This window comes from Enterovibrio gelatinilyticus (assembly GCF_028683095.1).
GTDB lineage: Bacteria > Pseudomonadota > Gammaproteobacteria > Enterobacterales > Vibrionaceae > Enterovibrio > Enterovibrio gelatinilyticus.
This window is the reverse complement of record NZ_JAJUBC010000027.1, coordinates 62,158-82,090: the sequence shown is the minus strand read 5'-3', so window position 1 is coordinate 82,090 and position 19,933 is coordinate 62,158. Positions and strand designations below refer to the sequence as shown.

Below are 19,933 nucleotides of genomic sequence, written 5' to 3'. Positions count from 1 at the left end.
GCGGTCGAAACCACGATCAACGAAGACACCACGTCAACGGATAAACCAACACTAACCCTAACAGGTGATGCGTCCGTTATTGAAGGTGCGGAAGCGTCGTACACGCTCAGTATCTCTGAAGCACCCACAACAGCTTTAACCGTGACAGTGGTTGTTGGGCATAAAACCTCGGAAGATGGTGATGTCACCCCCGTGACGCGAGAAGTGGTGATCGCAGCGAATACGACGTCGACCAATTTCACGGTCGCAACGCTGGATGATTCTATTCTTGAAACCACTGACGATGACGTGTTTGAAGTGTCAGTGACCGGCACATCGGGCGGCGGCTTTGAAGTGCTGCCGGATAACCCAGCAGCGGTCGAAACCACGATCAACGAAGACACGACCGGCACCGATAAACCGACCCTGACACTCACAGGTGACAGTGAAGTGATTGAAGGCGCGGAAGCCAGCTACACGTTGACCATTAGCGAAGCACCCACAATAGCTTTAACCGTGACAGTGGTTGTCGGCCACAAAACCTCAGAAGACGGCGATGTCACCCCCGTGACGCGAGAAGTGGTGATCGCCGCCAACACCACCTCGACCGATTTCACCGTGGCGACCTTGGATGACTCTATCCTCGAAACCAATGATGATGACGTGTTTGAAGTGTCGGTCACTGGCACATCGGGCGGCGGCTTTGAAGTGCTGCCGGATAACCCGTCGGCGGTCGAAACCACGATCAACGAAGACACCACGTCAACGGATAAACCGACCCTGACGTTAACGGGTGACTCTGAAGTCGTTGAAGGCGAAGACGCCAGCTACACGTTGAGCATTAGCGAAGCACCCACAACAGCTTTAACCGTGACAGTGGTTGTCGGCCACAAAACCTCAGAAGATGGCGATGTCACCCCCGTGACGCGAGAAGTGGTGATCGCGGCGAACACCACGTCGACCGATTTCACGGTCGCAACGCTGGATGATTCTATTCTTGAAACCACTGACGACGATGTGTTTGAAGTCTCGGTGACGGGCACATCGGGCGGCGGCTTTGAAGTGTTGCCGGATAACCCATCGGCGGTCGAAACCACGATCAATGATGACGACATTGCAGCATTGGTTGAAGATATTGGTCCTCAATCTGTTTCTGGTGTTTTACAGGTTCTCGATGGCAGCGGTAATGAACTGACGTTTTCAAATACGACGGTGGTTGGAACCTATGGCTCTCTAACACTGACTAATGGCGAATGGACTTACACCCTTAGCCAAAATGCACAAATGCTGAATGATGGGCAAGAAGTGACAGAAAACATCACCTTGACGTCAACAGATGGTACACCTCAAGTTATTTCTATCACTGTTACTGGAACACAAGATGATGCTGTCGTGACAGGGAATTTCACGGGTAGTGTCGATGTGAATGGATTCAGTATCAATCCAGATGAAACGAATAACGTTCATGCCAATAGTGATGCTATCACGAGTAATTCAAACCCTGCTTGGACAACAACGACCACCACTGTGAATGGTGTGCCTTACATCATCTCGACGCAGTGGGGAATCAGCGTTTCCACCATCATTTCACGTGTTAACGATGATGGGACACTGACAGAAACAGACCGCATTACCTATGACCAGAATGCAGGAACTGTCGTCACAACATCCGATGGCGATATCACCGCTGATCTTATCGCACTCGGTATTAATGCATTATCATTGGGCACTGGGCTTACCCAATCCAATGCCGCGACTATTGACGGTCAACCGACCTTGTTTGTAACGTCGCAAAACAGTTCTTCACTGACGGCATGGAATATTTCTAATACGGGTACACTCTCCATAAACGGAGGGATATCCAATCTCAATGGACAAGACGGTCAGCAATATATAAGAGAAAACGTCACGTTCGAAGGTGCTGACGGTACAGACTATATCTATGTGACGCGACCAGGTACCGATGGCATTTCCAAGCTCACGTATGATGCGCAAACGGGTGAAATGGTAAATGCCAACGAGTTTATTTTTGCAGGTGAAAGTGTCTCTTCCATCGATGTCTTTACAAACGATAGTTACGACAGTTTTCTTGCTGCTGCATCTAATGATGAGGTGAGAATATTCTCCATTAATCAAAGTACAGGAGCGCTAACCCTTGTCGATACTGCGGCAGTCGCACTGGGCGTCAGCAACAGTGTGAACTTCTACCACACCAGCGATGGCCGAACCTATGCTATCTATTCCAATAATACGAGCAATCAAGCATCCATTTTTGAAGTCAGCAGTGCGGGAGGGCTAACCTTAACCGACACGGTGACTGGCGCTGGGCATTACTTTGCCTCTGCTGGTTACGTAGATGGAGAACCCGTCTATGTGATGCCAAATGCGACCCAAGGTGTTGACCTCTATACCATTGCACAGGATGGCAAACTGGTTTTCCAAACCAATGTCGCAGATATCGTAAACGATCGGACTCCACCTGTGATCGTTCAAACGGAGGATGGGAGTTATTATCTGGTTGATGGTGATGGCGTTGTCAGCGCCACCAAGCTGACATTTGGCAACAGTGAAAGCAGCAACAGTGACGACTCGAGCGTGACAGTGTCAGGCGTTATCGCCATTTCGGATATCGATTCAAATGACAACCCTAGCTTCGAAAACACCACTATCCAGGGAACATACGGTTCATTAACCTTGATTGACGGCGCGTGGACATACACCTTAGATAAGGACAAATCCGCCAATATCCCAGATGATAAAACCACACAGGATTCCTTCACACTTACGGCGACAGACGGCACGACGCAAAACATTGTCATTGATGTGACCGGTCACCAGCCCGCTATTGATTTGAGTGTGCAAGGTGAAAATACAGGTGGCATTATTGTTGACTTGTCGCCACATGCAGCATCCCCAGGCTTTGTGGAGAACAGTACAACAGGCGATGTTGCTTTCACGCTCGATGCCCATACAGCCGATCTTGTGGATGATGCCGATTTAACTGATTCACTAGAAACGCGCATCCAAATCACATCATTGCCTAGTAATGGCATTCTGTATTACTTCAATGACAGCGGTGCCAAGACTGCAGTTGTGCTGAATCAGGTTCTGCCAGATGACACAGGTTTTGTTTTTGAACCCGACCGCCCGTCAGTCACTTTCGAGGCTAGTGACGTCACAAGTCCCACACAGACCGCCATCGTCAAAGAGGGGATTACTGTGTCGGGCGGGACCTTCTCCGGCACGAAGCCAGATGCAAGCAGTACAATAACGCCAGCCAATATCACGTGGGAATTTGAAAGCGGTGAAGCTGGTATAGGCGTGGGTGCAGACCGAGAATTAACCTCATCCCTCAATGAAGTCATGGTGATCGAATTTACGGGGAGTACAGATGTCACTAGTAGTAATATCGTTGTAAGTAGCGCCTATGGGAATTTCTCAAACACCCGTCCAGCAAATGGGCAAGCACACGCCATTGTTTATCGTGATGGACAGATCGTTGGTGAATATGATTACCCTAACTTGTGGGAAGCATCTGGAGGTGACGGAATCGCCACCATTAACATTACCAACACTGAAGGGTTTGATGAAATACGCTTCTACGTAACGGCCGCAGTAAATTCAAACCTAAACGTTACGAGTATCTCAGCTGGAGGTGTTAACACCACTGGAACAGAGTTCACCTATAAGGCCGTCAATTCGCTAAACAACGAAAGTGAGACCGCAACAGTCACACTCGGTCAAACCATTAATGACCAAGTGTCTGTAGCTGTCCCATCACAAGCAACGGGCTCACTGTCTGTTGTGGGTGCAAGTGGGACTGCGGCAGTCTTTGCAAACACAACGGAAGTTGGGCTTTACGGTTCAATTGTGCTGGTAGAAGGTGTGTGGACGTACACTGTCGATCCAACACGCCTCAATGCAATTCCGGATAACCAGAGTGTCCAAGATGTCATCACATTGACTGCAATAGATGGCACCACGACAGACGTCACTATTGTTATTGCAGAGTCTGAGGCCGCCATTACCAATTTCTATACCTCTGAGGCTGATGGAAGTCTTTCGGATATCATCAACATGGACAATGTCACTTACCTTGGCACGGCAGGTGATGACAGCGTTCGAGGGGGTAATAGTGATGATGTGATCCTTGCGAACGGAGGTAATGATCGAATATTTGGTTGGGATGGGAATGACACCATCGATCTAGGGTTCGGTGACGATTTTGTCGCTGGCGGTAGTGGAAACGATCTATTGATTGGTGGTGCAGGAGCAGATGTTTTTGCCTATTTCAACGGCGATGAGGGAACAGGAGCATCGCCAGCAATTGATCATATTGGCGACTTTAACACACAGGAAGATACCTTGAATCTAGCGGATCTTCTTCAAGGTGAGTCGATTGATACCGTTGAGCAATATCTCAGCATTGTTGAGGATAGTGATGGTCTCGCCAGATTGGACATCTCAAAGAATGGTGATGGCGTGGTAAATCAAAAGATTGTGTTCGATAACTTAAGCGTCAATGACATGGCTTCCGCATATCAAATCGATACAAGTAATATGACAGTCGAGCAAATTAGCAATTCCGTTATTGATGCTATGTTAATACAGTCAAAATTGATTGTTGATTAAATTAAACTAGTTATCAGGACGGGTGTGGTTGGTGATTGCAGTTTTCTGAAGTGGAGTGATGGAAAATAAAAAGGACAGGTAAGATAGAGTCCGCATAGAAATAACCCTTACCTGTCCATAATGCAAAGTTGCATCTAAAGTTTCGCTTATTGCAAAGAACATCCTTGTTTACTTACCAAAATGTCATGAAAGGTAAATAATGTTGGCAGTGAATATTCGAGTAATCAATGACTTACTCTGGTGTTGCATGTCATCTAGCATTAAGCGCTAAGTCAATGAGACTTAAGGTCGAATTATCGTAAATAACCGACTTTCGCGTAATGATAAAGAGTTGCTAACGAAGAAGTAATACAGATAACTGCAACAACAAACCTGATGATCTGTTACTACAAAATACAGATAACCAGTACAACTTATACAGTGAGCTGTTACGACAACTTCTTCGCCAGCGTTTTCGCTATGGGTTAATCTTTATTCAATTCACGAATTATTAAAAGCGATTTTTATCTCGATATAGCGATATTGTATATATAGTGAAACACCACTGTCAGAATATTTAATGGTTAAGCGTGTAGTAGGCGATTTATTGCTAATGAATAATGAGTGATTATGTTGCTAACCTGGTGATTTTTAATGGTTAATACTTAATTTGTGCCAGCTAGCATGATGGAATGGTGTTAAACACATTTTTTCTCAGTGGGTTGTTGCTGAATAACAAATGGCAAGAACGCTTCTAGCGACAGTGGTGTCGAGTAGTAATAGCCTTGCGCGCAATCGAAACCTTGGTTGAGCAGGTAAGCAACTTGCTCTGCGGTTTCTACTCCCTCAGCCACGACTGACATATCGAGCTTGTCAGCTAGGTATTGTACGACGTTGAAAATGGCTTTGGCATCGTCATCTAAGGGCAGAGACTGAGTGAAGTGCTTGTCTATTTTTATCTGGTCAAACCCGTAAGTCATTAAGTATTCGAGGGACGCAAAGCCTGTTCCAAAGTCATCGAGTGTGACTGTCACACCAGCATTTTTTAGCCATTGACGTACTTCGTTGCTCGAGGTGGTATCGAACATCTGAGATGACTCGGTAATTTCAATATCTAGGTTTTCGAGCGGCACGCCATGCTTGTTTGACGTAGTCACAAGGTCCGCGATAAACCCCTCTGAGACAAACTGTCGCGGTGATACATTGACGCTGAATCGAAAACTCTCGGGTAGTGCGTCCAATACCTTGCTCATGTCTGAAAATGCACGATGCATGACTTCCCTTCCTAGTGCCACTATTAGGCCTGTTCGCTCAGCTTCTTCGATAATCTCTACATGCGAGTGTATTGCGCTGATATCTGGATGTAGTCGTAAAAGGGCTTCACATCCAGTGACCAGTCCCGTTTCCATGCTGACTTTAGGTTGATAAAGCAGATTGAAGTTCTTTTTTTCAATGGTTTGTTGTAGCGCGTTGCGTATCTCTTCTTGTCGAATTTTGGCAAGGTCTGCTTGTTTGTCATAGAAGCGAATACATTTTCGCCCAGCATCCTTTGCGACATAGAGCGCTATGTCAGTCGCATGCAGAAGTTGCTGTGGACTTTGTCCATGCTCTGGATAAGACGCGACGCCGATTGAGCAAGAAATGCTGTGAGTGCCTCCCGGTAAGGCATCACTCAGACACACAGTGAGGATTGGCGAAACAATGTTAGAAATCTCTTCTTTATCCAAGTCTCCTGGCAGAAGGAAAACAAATTCGTCGCCCCCGGTACGACTAATTGGCACTTCTGGCGGCATCGTATTTTTGAGCGCGTCTGCGAGTGTAACAAGCAATGCATCACCAATTTGGTGACCATATGCATCGTTATAGGAACCGAAATTGTCAATATCGAGTGATACCACATGAAAAACCGACTCATGACGACAACGTGTCGTGAGTTCAGTGAGGAGTGCACGACGGTTTGTTACGTTGGTGAGCGGATCTTTCTCTGACAAGGATTTAAGCTCTGCTTTGGTTCTTTCTAAATCCCTCATGTAACTGAATGCTTCCATCACAGAGTTGTTGTAAGCGTCAACCAAACGGCCGAATTCATCACTTGTATGACCCTTTACTTTACCTATTGTGGCGTTTTTGTGTCTGCTCAATCGTGCACTTCGATCGATAGATTCGATGATGCTAGAAAGTGGGCGACCTATTTGTCTGTGGAAAAAAATCGAAAGAATAATGGCAACAAGTAACACTTCACCAAGTGTTGATAGGGCAATGGTGCTGACTAACTCCAAAAATTCGCGTTGAGATGTTTGATAATTAATGGATCCAACAAGGTAGCCCACATTTTCATCAATGTATTGATTGTTCCTGTGCACAGGAAACACAAGAGGATAAGTGATGGTGTCGTTAGATATGGCGGGCAACAGAAATTCTATCAACTCGCTTTCGGTGGAAGCGATGGTTGGTTGTGTTATCTCGGCAATGATGTCTTCGTAATTGTCGAGCAATACAATGTGGTCAAATAGCGTGTCACTATCAAAACCTTTGAGTAGCGAATAACCTTGGGCAGAGTCGAGATTGAAAGCCGCATAGGCAGCACTATCAATAATGCTCTCAAGTCGCAAACGCGCCGAATCTTCTTTTTGATCATTTAGTCGATTGAGTTGGATTGAGGCGATAATGACGCTGAGTAAGACTCCGCCAATCAAGCTAACCAACATAACGGACGCAACAAATCGCTTAAGCAGAGGAGCCTTGGGGCCGGAGAATTTCTGTATCATTGTTTTTTCTCCTTAGTGGGTAATAGCACCTGACAGGAGAGTTGATATATTTTTTCGGGGTCATCACCGACGCAAACTCGGTAAAGCGCACCGCTATCCAAAAGTGTTCGATAGGCTGTGGTCAAGGTGGTGAGCATAGCGGGGTCTGATTGCAGACTGAGAGCCATATTAAGGACCAATGGCTTGTCTCGCTGTCCCAGATAGAAATAGGGAGTCAATCCATTATTGGCATTTTCGCTATAAGCATAGATGGACCAAAGTCCAGTTACATAATCGCATTTCTTGGCGTTTAACAGCGTGAGATTAGCAGCGGGTCGGGCAATGCCACCATTGGCGGTTCGATAGGTAGCAAGCACACTTCTGACAGAGAATAGGTTTTTGTTCGCTTCAAAACCGAGGCTTTGTAGATACTGGTAGGAGTGCGTATCTAATTCAGAGCAAACACGAAACTGCTTAGCATCGTCCAACGAAGGAACATTGAGATCGGTGCGACTCTTCAATCCAATTAATGACGAACGCTCCAGCGAATAGAGTGGGCCAATCCAATGAAATTTCATTGCGCGTTTTTCTGAATATGCGATCGAAAATATCGCGACGTTTTTTTCTTTCTGCGCTTTTTTGTAGGCACGAGCCCATGGCATGACGTCAATGGTGGCATCACTTAAGTCGGCTTCTTCGAGTATGGCTTTGACCATATCAACCGCTCTGCCTTGAAACCCTCCGTTCGGGGTTATCACCTGAAACGGGGGAAGAATTTCTGACACAACGCGAAGAGGTGTCGCAGCCTGAGACAATGCGCTTATCAGCAACCCAAACAATAAAAATATAAAATGTTTTAAATACAAGGTAATAGCCCCTATCGGTCGCTGAAAATAATTGAGTGTTGGCAAAGGCCAGCAGGCTCAGTGTTTTCATGTTCAACCAATAGTAAATAAACTAAGTGCGCATAATTGTCTCAATAGTGCAACTCGAAGGTACTTAATTCACGTCGCGATAAAAGATGACAGCAGAGTAAATTGATAGAGATTTGGATGTCTGGAGAATGAAAGATCCGACACTAAACAGAACGCGCCGTGGCTGCTCAGTCTGTAAACGTTGGTCAGTAGTTATAGTGATTGTAGCTATTAGGTTTGTAAATTCGAGATCAATGGCTTTGGCTCGCGAGCGAGCCAAAGGGTAAGGCTGGGTCTATTTGGAGAAATGCTCTTTGAAGTAGTCGATAATGTCGTCTGATTCATACATCCATTCTACTGAACCATCGTCTTGAGCAATACGAAGGCATGGAACCATGCTTCGACCTCCTTGAGAGACAAGCGCGTTGTATGCTTCGCTGTCAGCACTGACGTCTACCAATTCAACATCAAGGTTCATTAGCTTCAATGCGGTGCGTACCTTAATGCAATACGGGCAAAAATTTCTGTGATAGAGGCTATGAGCGCTTAGATTTGGCATTGTAATTCCTTCTTTTTATTTGGGTATACCCTTTGATCGTACATTTTGCCTCTCAATAGACCTGACTTCGAGCATTTTTCATTCACACCTAAATTTGAGTTAGTCGTGCTTCATTGTCAGTGTTAATGAGTAGCGATAGCGCATGGCATTGAGCAAGTACTCTGAGTGCACGCTTGGGCTCCATGAATCATCCCCCCCAATGCCCATGTGATGACCGTCTATTCGCAAATACAAATGATCATCTTGCACCAATTCTTCTTGGTGTTTAGCTGCTGCTAGGTTCTCTTGGCTGTAACGGCTTACAGAAAAATGAAACAAGCCCAGAATACGCAGATTGTCGATGTCGAGTTGACGAACATCGCAGCGTAATCCGTTTTCTGATGGATAAATGTAAGGCGTGTGCATGTCATCGGTGAGGGCTAGGTATCGGCTCACCATGGCTGCTGATTTACGATCTGGATAGTTTTCAAACGGACCACGACCAAACCATGCCACGGTATCTGTCAGTGGCAGTGCAAGCTCTAACCCAACTCGCGGAAGCGCAGGCATACCGGGAGCGACATTAACATCAACGCTAAGCAAAATATCGCCAGACACGTTCACTTCATAGCGCCACAGCGTTGCTATTACCATGGTATCGCCTGAAAAATATCCGTGATGAGAGCGGATCTGGATTTGATCATTCAATATATCCACCGTGTTGAACAGGTTTTCATGGCGCAGAGAAAATAGCCCTGCGTCTTGCCATTTGTTCAGCCATGCCTCTGGGTCGGGGTGGTCGGCTTCACTGGCGCCAATGTCGTTATCAATGGGTGGTCGAACGAAGTTGTCTTTTGGGGCATCAAGCAATTGCTCTTCACCGTCAATGAGCCATTGCACTAAGTGTCCGCTTTGTTTATCAAACCCTAACTCAAAATGCTCGCCGCGAATGGTCCAGTGGTCGGCCTCTTCGATAACCTCTGGCAACCCATCAGGACCAATGTCAGGCAAGGCAATGCTCGAATTTACGGGCAGCGCGAGTTGCCCCCAACCGATGACAGTGCCTTTGGGTGCCCAAGGTTCTTTGGCAGCAAGTACCACCTCAATATTGAGGAAGTACTCTTTTCCGGGCTTAGCTTCTGGCAGTTGTTCGATGAAGGTATGTCGACTTGATTGGGCGACATGCAGATGAAGAGGCTCTTCACCATGAGCGATTTGCTTGCCACTTTCTTGCAGTGTCCACTTTAGGGTCAGCGCTTCTGGGGGATGAAACAGAAATTCATGCTCAATAGTGACGCTTAATGGCGTCGCGCTGTTGAGGGTGTAATGAAAGCGCTGCTGTTGGTATTTTGCTTCGAACGCTGAGGGGTGAGGTGTGCGATCGGGAAACATTAAGCCGTTGATACAAAACTGCCTATCGTTAGGTGTGTCACCAAAATCGCCGCCGTATGACCATTGGTTTTTACCTTGATCATTGTTTCGGGAAAGACCTTGGTCGACCCAATCCCAAATGAAGCCGCCTTGCAATCGAGGGTAGCGTCGGAACGCATCCCAATATTTATCAAAACTACCAAGGCTATTGCCCATCGCATGAGCGTATTCGCACAAAATCAAAGGGCGGGTTTCATTGGGTAGGCCGATCCACTTTTGCAGCGCCCATTTGGGCAAGGTCACTTCTTGGTCTTCTTCAACACGCGCATACATTGGGCACACAATATCTGTGGCTTCGGTGTTGGCGCCGCCACCTTCGTATTGCACTGGACGACTTGGGTCTCTGTGCTTCACCCACTGATACATGGCGTGATGGTTGTTGCCGACCCCTGATTCATTCCCCAGTGACCAGATGATCACACACGGGTGGTTTTTGTCACGCTCGACCATGCGGGTCATGCGCTCCATGTAAGCGGTCAACCACTCGGTGTTGTCTGAAAGCTGGCTCATTGGCACTAAGCCGTGTGTTTCGATATTGGCTTCATCAACCACATACAAACCGTACTTGTCACACAATGAGTAGAAAGCAGGATGATTGGGGTAATGGGACGTTCGAACGGCATTGAAGTTGAACTGCTTGATGAGTTTAAGATCGTCTTCGATATCTTCAATGCGCTGCACATAACCGCGCTCTGGGTCAAACTCATGGCGGTTTACGCCCCGGATTAAAGCGGGTTGCCCGTTGATGGTAAGCAGGCCGTCGAGAATTTCCACCTGACGAAAACCGACATTGCAGGCTTCGATATCCACGGCGTTGCCCTCATCATCCAGCAATGTGATAACGAGTCGGTACAGGTGCGGATCTTCGTCACTCCAAAGCCTTGGGCAAGAAATGGTGATTTGATGCTCAACGCGATTTGGCCAGCTTCCCCGTTCGTCTATCGGGCGTTCTCCACATCGCGCAATCACTGGGCCGGAAATATCGACGCCTTCATCAAACAGTTGGATAGCCACTTGACCATAAATGCCGCGTAGTGTGGTTGTCAGCGACAACATGCCTATCTGATGGGTTGGATCTAGGCGTGTGTTAACGTCGAAGTCGACGATTTGGTGGTATGGCTTTTTACGGAGAATGACATCGCGGAAAATACCGCTCAGCCACCACATATCTTGGTCTTCAAGATAGCTGCCATCACTCCAACGCAGCACAACAGCAGTAAGCTGGTTGTCGCCTAAGGAAACGTAAGGGCTTAAATCAAATTCGGCAGGTAATCGGCTGTCTTGGCTGTACCCAACAAAGTGTCCATTACACCACAAATAGAACGCGGCAGTGACGCCTTCAAAACACACGATGGTTTGTGATTTCTTCCATGATTCAGACAGGGTAAAGGTGGTGCGATAAACCCCTGTTGGATTGTGTGCGGGCACAAAAGGCGGTGTGGCTTCGAACGGGTATTGCACGTTGGTGTAAATGGGAATGTCGTCAGTGTCCTGGAGTTGCCAGTTTGATGGGACTGGCATATTTCGCCATTGTGAATCATCGAACTCAGGGTCAACCGACGCGGATGGGACAGATTCAGGGCTCTCAAACAGGGCGAACTTCCATTGACCGTTAAGAGAGGTGCGATGTCGCGATACGGGCGTGGGCTGGTGTTGGTCATCTAATGCTACTTCGACGCTAGGATAGGAGGCCAATGGGCAATGCGCTGGCAAACGGTTTAGATGCGTAATGGATGGGTTTTCCCAATGACGACGGAGGATCAATTCGTTATAGCGAGTCATGCAGCGTTTCTCTTCTTTGGGTTACCGGATGTTCTTGTTGTTTAAGATTGCTTCGGCGATTAGGTCAAAATTGAATGCGGTTTGAACTCATTTTCACACGAGTGTGAACGACAACAACATGGCACTTTCCGGATCCATTATTGGCAAGCTTAGACCAATTCGGATCAGCTGATCACCTTGAAAGGTCAATGGTTTAACCATCCACGCAGGTTTGTGCTTCATGGTGCTAGAAAATGCTGATGGAGCGTCCAAAATGTCTATACGATAACGTTTGTCTGGACACAGCACAGGTAAACGAAGTCGACCGCCTTGTGCGTATTTCGGCATGGCGAGTTGTGCGACAGCAAGGAGTGTCACAGTGTCATCGGTGACACCATGAATGCGAGTGTTGGGATCATGCGATGGTAGGTTGAAACAATTGCCATGATGCAAAAGTGGACGATACTGCTTGTGGAGCCCGATGTAACGAGCAAAAGCGCGAAGCTCGTTGTCTTCAAGACCGACAGGGTCCAATTCTGCGCCCATGTGACCAAACAGCGCCGTAATACCTCGAAACGACATGTCATGGCAGCGTCGTGTGGTATGACTTTGTCGAGGACCAATGTGGGAGCCCATGACTTCAGGCGGGAAAAAATACTGCATGCCGTGTTGAATGGTTTGGCGCTCTAATGCGTCGTTGCAATCGGACGTCCAAAACCGGTGCGTGCGTTTGAGCACTTCATAATCAATACGACCACCACCCGATGCACAAGATTCGATTTCGACGTACGGATGCCGCGCCTTTAAGTCATCAATGAGTTTGTATAAAGCCAGTGTTTGCCCATGATAAGCGGCACTCAAGGCATGACCAGCTTGTACCAGTTCACGATTCATGTCCCATTTGAGATAGGCAATATTGTGTTCCGTCAGCAAGGTATCCAATGACACTAACAAGTAGTGGTAAGCATCGAGATTTTGCAGGTCGAGGACATATTGGTAGCGTCCAGAAGGTTGGGTATAGCCAAGGGTGTCTAACCCCAGCATCCAATCTGGGTGTTCGCGAAACACTATGGAATCTTTGCTGACCATTTCAGGTTCTACCCATAACCCAAACTCCATTCCCAGCTGATTGATATGGTCAACCACGGGCTTGAGGCCGTCTGGGTATTTACGCTTGTCGACGCGCCAGTCTCCCAGGGCTCGGGTTTCACCATCGCGGTTTAGGAACCAGCCATCGTCGAGAATAAAGCGTTCCACACCTAAACGCGCGACAGCACTTGCCATGTCCATAATACGTTGTGGTTGATGGTCAAAATACATGCCTTCCCACGTGTTGAAATGTACAGGGCGCACCATAGATTGTGGGAAGTGGAGTACGGATGAGCGCACGTATTGATGGAATTTTTGCATCATGCTGTTGAGGCCATGTGAGGTAAAAACAGCATACATGGTAGGGGTTTCAAAGCTTTCACAAGGGGCTAAAACGACTTCTCCGGGGGCAAGTAACGCTTCGGCTTGCAGATAGCGTCGTCCGTCACTTTTTACGCGAGCCTGAAGGCGGTGGTTTCCGCTCCAACCAAAATGCATGCCCAGTACGTCACCAGTGAGGTCATTGCTGCTCGGTGGCAAGGCAATGATCCCCGGGAAAGATTCGTGAGAGGTGCGTCCTCGCCTGTTTTCTTGGATGAATCCACTGTGCTCGAGAGGGGTTCTTTGCGTTTGGAATTCATGGGACCAGCGTCCGTGGAAGGTGATGATGTCGGAGAATGTTTCATCGAACGGCAGGGTGAGCGCAAAGCGGTTCACTGTGTAGTTATTGCAACCAATATTGATAAGTTGCTGCTTGAGCATCAGAACATCGGTGTCTTCGTCGAGCTCGAGGTAGATGTTGATTTCGAGCGCAGCACGAGGATCTGAGAGCGTGAGTGTCGCGGATGACAAGCTGTCTGTGACCGCCGTCAGTTGGAAAACGGGGCCCCAATCTTTCCCGTTACGATGCCCTTCAATCCCTGGGCTGCCAAAGTCTCCTCGTCCCTGCTCAGGGCATAAGGCAAGCGGGATATGCGAATCTAAACGCGCTTGCCCGACGGGCGCGTCAAACATTTCTTGCGACAATGCATGATCACGATTGAATTGGCTGCCCCAGTAAACAATGGCTGGCACAGGGTCGAGTTGCACAATAAGGCTGTTATTGGCTGATTGCAGGTGTAAAAAACGTGCCTCTGATGACGAAGATGGTGTGTGTGTGGAGGCGTGAGAATAAGGCTTACTCATGTTTGTCATCCCTTTAGCGAGCACTGAACTGTCTTTTGCATGACAGATTCACGTGAGATCAATGTCGGCTGATAGGTACTACTTCTCTTTTGTGTGTCACCTTGCATGGATAACGCGATGGCAAGCTCTGCCGCATGTGTCGCCATGGCAGAAATGGGGTAACGCACAGTAGTCAGTTTAGGATGCATATAGCGGGCGATGAGACTGTCATCAAACCCGACAACCGAAATATCGTGCGGGACACGATAGCCATCATCAATGAGCGCAGTAATGGCGCCTGCTGCCATGCCGTCGTTATAACAAAATATGGCACTGATGTTTTCGTCACGCTGAAGAAGGGCTTTTATCGCGGCTTCACCGCCTTCTTCATCGGGTGGGGCGAATGCAATCCAGCTTTTATCTTGGTCACTTTCGCTGTTTTTAACCGGTTCTTTCAGTTGGTGCGCGGCAAGTGCGTCAAGGTAGCCTTGCCGACGTTGTTGAGTATCTTCAATATCATGATCTGAGCCAATGTGGGCGATACGTTGGTGACCCAGAGCAATCAAATGTTCAGTCGCCAAGTAGGCTCCGTGATAGTTATCAAGGTAAACACACCGTGCTTCAAGCCCTTTGATTCGACGATTGATAAACACCATGGCAGGCAATTCATTCGCGTAGGTCTTTAACGTTTCATCATCCAGTGCTTTGCTGTGTACGATCAATGCGCCGACTTGATTTTGAATCAAGGATTCGATGGCCTGCTTTTCACGCTCAGCGTCGTGATAGCCATTGCCAATGAGTAATTGATGACCTCGCTGGTGGGCGAGATTATCCACCTCTTTCACTAAGGTGCCGAAAAATGGGTCGGAAACATCGGCAACCACAACACCTATTGTGAGACTTTTTCTGTTCACCAATGTGCGAGCGGCCGCATTGGGGCGATAGCCCAGATCTTTCATGGCACTTTGAACCGCGATAACGGTATTTGGACGCGTTTGTGGGGAAAGGTTGATCACCCTTGAGACCGTTGCGACGGATACCCCCGCACGCTTTGCGACATCTTTAATGGTTGCCATTGCGACACGTCCTCACCGATGGGTTAGTGATCAAGTGCGTTCCCTCTGTCCACGTCAGAACCTACGCTATTCCTTCTCAAGCGATGCCACGGAGACCTCTTCGTCGGTCTGCTCTCGGTAAGTGAGTGCTTGTTCATTGCTATTGAACAAGTGAATATCGTCTGGTGAGCAGCGCAATGGAACGGTTTGGAATGCCTTCACCGCGTTGTCGCCCGGAATGTGAACTTTGAATCCGTCGATGCCATTGTATTGGCCAAACAGGTAAGTACCGTTGCCGAGTCGTTCAACCACTTCACTGTGGAACTCAAAGTTAAAACCATCACCTCTGCCAATCTGAATGTGTTCTGGGCGAATACCTACCGTGACTTCTTCCCCTTCACTGACCGATTTTGCGATTGCCACCGTGATGGATTGTCCGTCTGGCATGGCAATTATCGCCTCTGAGCCATTGACTGCAGAAACACGACCTGGAATGAAGTTCATTCTTGGTGAGCCAATGAAGCCGGCGACGAAAAGGTTGTCTGGGTTGTGGTAAAGCGCCAGAGGCGAACCGACTTGCTCAACATTCCCTGCGCGAAGTACGACAATTTTGTCCGCCAATGTCATGGCTTCCACTTGGTCGTGCGTGACATAGATCATGGTGTTCTTCAGTTCTTGGTGCAGCTTGGCGATTTGTAGGCGCATTTCAACGCGAAGCTCGGCATCCAAGTTAGATAAAGGCTCATCAAACAAGAAGACTTTCGGATCACGCACGATGGCGCGACCAATGGCGACACGTTGACGCTGTCCACCGGACAGTTCTTTGGGTTTGCGGTCGAGCAAGGGTTCTAGCTGCAGTGTTTTTGCCGCACGATCGACGTGACGCTTAATTTCAACAGGATCAACGCCGTTCATCTTCAAGCCAAATCCCATGTTCTCGCGTACTGTCATGTGCGGATACAGTGCATAGGATTGGAACACCATTGCCACGCCGCGATCCGCGGGGTCGACGTTGTTCACTTCCACGCCATCAATGCTGATGGCACCATCACTGATGGTTTCTAATCCCGCCACTAAGCGCAGCAAGGTTGACTTCCCACAACCCGACGGTCCGACGAAAACCACGAACTCTCCGCCAGTGATATCTAGATCGATGCCATGAATGGTCTCAACTTTGCCAAAACGTTTGATAACGTTTCTTAACGTGATATTTGCCATAACGCATGTCCTATGCCGTGCAGTTATCGACACCGCGCATTTTTATGCTCGGGTCGTCCTTTTTTAAAAATAGTGTGTTTTTTGCTTTATGGAAACGTTTACATTCATAATTTTGTGAACTAACTTTAAATAAAGCCAACTTCTCCGTAACAGTATCGTTACATGTTCGTGGGTTGAACATCGTAAATTAAGGACAGGACGTAATATGACTAGGCTTTCCTCAACAGCAACGTCGGGCAACTCGCCAAGCAGAAGCAGTCTGACGTTAGCTCCTTGGTTTTTTCTCGCTCCCGCCATTGTGATTTTTTCGCTTTACGTGATGTACCCCATTCTTCAAAGTGTTTGGTTAAGTTTTTTCGAATGGGATGGTCTTGGAGAAAAAGTCTGGGTGGGATTCGACAACTACGTCGAGCTATTCGACTCCGACACATTTTACACGTCGCTGTTTAACAACTTCCTCTGGATGGTGCTCTTCATGTTAGCCCCACCGATTGGATTACTTATCGCCCTTTTTCTTAATCAGAAAGTGGCGGGTGTTCGACTGATTAAAGCCCTGTTTTTCTTCCCTTTTGTTATCTCTCAGGTCGTCGTGGGTTTGGTCTTTGCGTGGTTTTATGATCCGTCATTTGGCTTGCTAACACAAATCATGGTAGGCATGGGGTTTGACCCTGTGTCCATTCTTGCCGACGAAGATTTGGTGACCTACGGCATTATCGCTGCTGGTCTTTGGCCGCAAGTTGCGTACTGCATGATTTTGTACCTCACAGGGTTGAACAACCTTGACCCTGAACAGCTTGAAGCCGCGCGATTAGACGGTGCTCGTAGCTGGAAGATGATGTGGTACGTGGTGGTGCCGCAACTCAAACCTGCCACCTTTATTGCGGTTGTGGTGACAGTTATTGGCGCATTGAGGTCTTTCGATTTAGTGGCAACCATGACGGCAGGTGGCCCATGGGGCAGCTCAACGGTCCTTGCGTACATGATGTATGAAGAATCTATCTTCAACTATCGCATGGGTTATGGCGCAGCGGTGGCTGTGGTGCTGTTCCTGATCATGGATATCTATATCGCCTACTTCTTGTGGCGCATGCTGAAAGGAGAGCGCTAATGTTTCCTAGACCGATTGAACACCAAGGCAAATTTATCAATGTCGGCTATCGCGTGGCGCTCTATATCGCTGTCATCTTATGGTTGATCCCGCTTGCCGCGGTGTTGATGACCTCTATTCGTTCCATTGCAGATATCAATGCGGGTAACTATTGGGGTTGGCCGGATGAATTACAGTTTATAGAAAATTACACGCAAGTGTTCATTGCAACACCGATGGCGCGTTACTTGTTGAACAGCTTGCTGATCAGCCTACCTGCAGTGCTAGGCGCAGTTGCCGTATCGACGTTGGCGGGTTTTGCGCTGGCGAAATACAAGTTCAAAGCCAACGTTCTGCTTTTCGCCATGTTCATTGGCGGTAACTTCGTGCCATTCCAAATCTTAATGATACCAGTCCGTGATCTAACCATTGATTTAGGGTTATACGACACCCACTGGGCGCTGATTTTCTTCCATGTCGCGTTCCAAGCGGGTTTTTGTACCCTATTCATGCGTAACTTTATGGTGGGAATACCTGATGCGTTGATAGAAGCGGCGCGGGTTGAAGGGGTAAGCGAATGGAAAATCTTCTGGTATGTAGTGCTTCCGCTGGTGAGGCCTGCACTGGCGGCATTGTCTGTTTTGGTCTTTACCTTTATTTGGAATGATTTTTTCTGGGCGTTAGTACTGGTTCAAAGCGATGAGGTTCGTCCTGTCACAGCAGGCCTGAATGCATTGCAAGGGCAGTGGTTAGCGTCTTGGCAATACATGTCAGCGGGGGCGGTGATAGCCGCACTGCCACCGGTGGCACTGTTCTTTACGATGCAAAGACACTTTATTGCTGGTTTAACCCTGGGTGCGACGAAAGGGTAATGCTGGTTTTACTGAATGACGGATATTTTCGAACAACAGAAAGGATGAAGAGAATGAGAACGCTTGCAAAAAAAAGCTTTGGCGTACTGTGCAGTCTGTTTCTTCTGCTAAGTGGCTCAGTCAACGCAGGGGAGTTGGTGATCAACTCTGATGCTTCTGATCCCGCGCCGAAAAAAGCCTGGGCTGAGGTGATTGAGAAATTCGAAGAAGCGAACCCAGACATCACGGTGAAGTACAACCTGTATGACCATGAAGCGTATAAAACCACGATTCGTAACTGGCTGGTCACCTCTCCGCCAGACGTCGTGTTCTGGTATGCGGGTAACCGCATGAAAACCTTCGTTGACCGCGGTTTGTTTGAAGATGTCAGTGATATCTGGGCGGCAAATAATATGGCAGAAGATTTCTCCAGTGCCATGCCTGCAATGACCGCTGACGGCAAACAATACGGCGTGCCATATACCTATTACCAGTGGGGCATGTACTACCGCAAAGATTTGTTTGCGAAATACGATATCGCCGTACCGAAAACGTGGGACGAGTTTGTCGCGGCATCAAAAACGCTGAAAGACAATGGCGTCACGCCATTCACCATTGGTACGAAATACCTTTGGACGGCAGCAGGTTGGTTTGATTACATGAACTTGCGAGTGAATGGCTTAGATTTCCATATCGATTTGATGGACGGCAAAGTGCCATACACCGATCCTCGTGTGAAAGCGGTATTTGCGAAATGGGATGAACTGGTAAAACCGGGCTACTACTTGGATAATCACGCATCATACTCTTGGCAGGAAGCACAGCCATTTTTGTACAACGGCGAAGCAGCAATGTACTTGATGGGTAATTTCTTGGCGGCAAACTTTACCGACGAGGTGCGTCCAAACATGGGCTTCTTCCAATTCCCAGTGATCGACCCTTCCGTGCCAAACGCGGAAGATGCGCCAATGGATACGCTTCATATTCCTTCGAAAGCGAAGAACAAAGAGGATGCGCGTAAGTTCCTTGCGTTTGTTGCTCAACCTGAAATTCAAACCATGATCAACGAGTCTTTGTTGCAGATCCCGACCAATAACAAAGCGACGCCAAAAGATGATGAGTATCTGAATGCGGGGGTTGTCATGCTGAACGAAGCAGCGGGTACTGCGCAGTTCTACGACCGCGATACTGACCCTTCTATGGCGAAAGAAGGCATGAAGGGCTTTCAGCAATACATGGTTCACCCTGAACGTATCGACAAGATACTGAAAAAATTAGAGAAAACGCGTCAGCGTACGTTTAAAGAATAAAGATAAGAAACCTTGCTAGCATTTGCGGAGGCTCTCGACGGCCTCCGCTTTTTTATTTCTAATCACAATGCGTCTGTACCTCGCAGCTTGTCTCAGTTCGACACCATTTTGTCGCTCCGAATCACTCTGTTTCCACCGATTTCGACAGCGATACCTGTCACAAAATATCCGTTGGTGT

11 protein-coding genes are annotated in these 19,933 nt (G+C 47.8%); 4 read left to right on the top strand and 7 right to left on the bottom strand.

Annotated elements, in window-relative coordinates:
- The coding region (locus LRP50_RS19535) for a beta strand repeat-containing protein (protein WP_274166132.1) at positions 1-4,611 on the top strand (4,611 nt) is incomplete at its 5' end.
- A 677-nt stretch (positions 4,612-5,288) separates the two neighbouring features.
- On the opposite strand, the gene LRP50_RS19530 is transcribed toward LRP50_RS19535, so the two are convergent.
- The 7 genes from LRP50_RS19530 to LRP50_RS19500 form a co-directional block, all read right to left on the bottom strand.
- Entirely contained in the window at positions 5,289-7,358 is a 2,070-nt protein-coding gene (locus LRP50_RS19530) for a putative bifunctional diguanylate cyclase/phosphodiesterase (RefSeq protein WP_274166131.1), read from the bottom strand.
- Entirely contained in the window at positions 7,355-8,203 is an 849-nt protein-coding gene (locus LRP50_RS19525) for a substrate-binding periplasmic protein (protein WP_274166130.1), read from the bottom strand. Before LRP50_RS19525 ends, LRP50_RS19530 begins: the two co-directional genes overlap by 4 nt.
- A gap of 343 nt (positions 8,204-8,546) precedes the next feature.
- Positions 8,547-8,810, bottom strand: coding sequence for a glutaredoxin family protein (locus LRP50_RS19520; protein ID WP_274166129.1), 264 nt, complete (start codon positions 8,808-8,810; stop codon positions 8,547-8,549).
- A gap of 99 nt (positions 8,811-8,909) precedes the next feature.
- Positions 8,910-12,002, bottom strand: a complete 3,093-nt coding sequence (locus LRP50_RS19515) for a beta-galactosidase (RefSeq protein ID WP_274166128.1) — start codon at positions 12,000-12,002, stop codon at positions 8,910-8,912.
- A 93-nt stretch (positions 12,003-12,095) separates the two neighbouring features.
- Complete coding sequence (locus LRP50_RS19510) at positions 12,096-14,255, bottom strand: alpha-galactosidase (RefSeq protein WP_274166127.1); 2,160 nt, start codon at positions 14,253-14,255, stop codon at positions 12,096-12,098.
- A gap of 5 nt (positions 14,256-14,260) precedes the next feature.
- Complete coding sequence (locus LRP50_RS19505; protein ID WP_274166126.1) at positions 14,261-15,310, bottom strand: substrate-binding domain-containing protein; 1,050 nt, start codon at positions 15,308-15,310, stop codon at positions 14,261-14,263.
- Positions 15,311-15,376: 66 nt separating this feature from the next.
- Complete coding sequence (locus LRP50_RS19500; RefSeq protein WP_274166125.1) at positions 15,377-16,507, bottom strand: ABC transporter ATP-binding protein; 1,131 nt, start codon at positions 16,505-16,507, stop codon at positions 15,377-15,379.
- Between the two features lie 205 nt (positions 16,508-16,712).
- Here LRP50_RS19500 and LRP50_RS19495 point away from each other — a divergent pair, with 205 nt between their 5' ends.
- The 3 genes from LRP50_RS19495 to LRP50_RS19485 are packed head-to-tail and all read left to right on the top strand — an operon-like array spanning position 16,713 to position 19,755.
- Positions 16,713-17,615, top strand: coding sequence for a carbohydrate ABC transporter permease (locus LRP50_RS19495; protein ID WP_274166124.1), 903 nt, complete (start codon positions 16,713-16,715; stop codon positions 17,613-17,615).
- The gene (locus LRP50_RS19490) at positions 17,615-18,466 is read left to right on the top strand and encodes a carbohydrate ABC transporter permease (protein ID WP_274166123.1); all 852 of its coding nucleotides are present in this window, start codon (positions 17,615-17,617) and stop codon (positions 18,464-18,466) included. The genes LRP50_RS19495 and LRP50_RS19490 overlap by 1 nt, the downstream gene beginning before the upstream one ends.
- A 53-nt stretch (positions 18,467-18,519) precedes the next feature.
- Positions 18,520-19,755 carry an ABC transporter substrate-binding protein gene (locus tag LRP50_RS19485; protein ID WP_274166122.1) on the top strand — a complete coding sequence of 412 codons (1,236 nt, stop codon included), beginning with the start codon at positions 18,520-18,522 and terminating at the stop codon, positions 19,753-19,755.
- Positions 19,756-19,933: the final 178 nt, after the last annotated feature.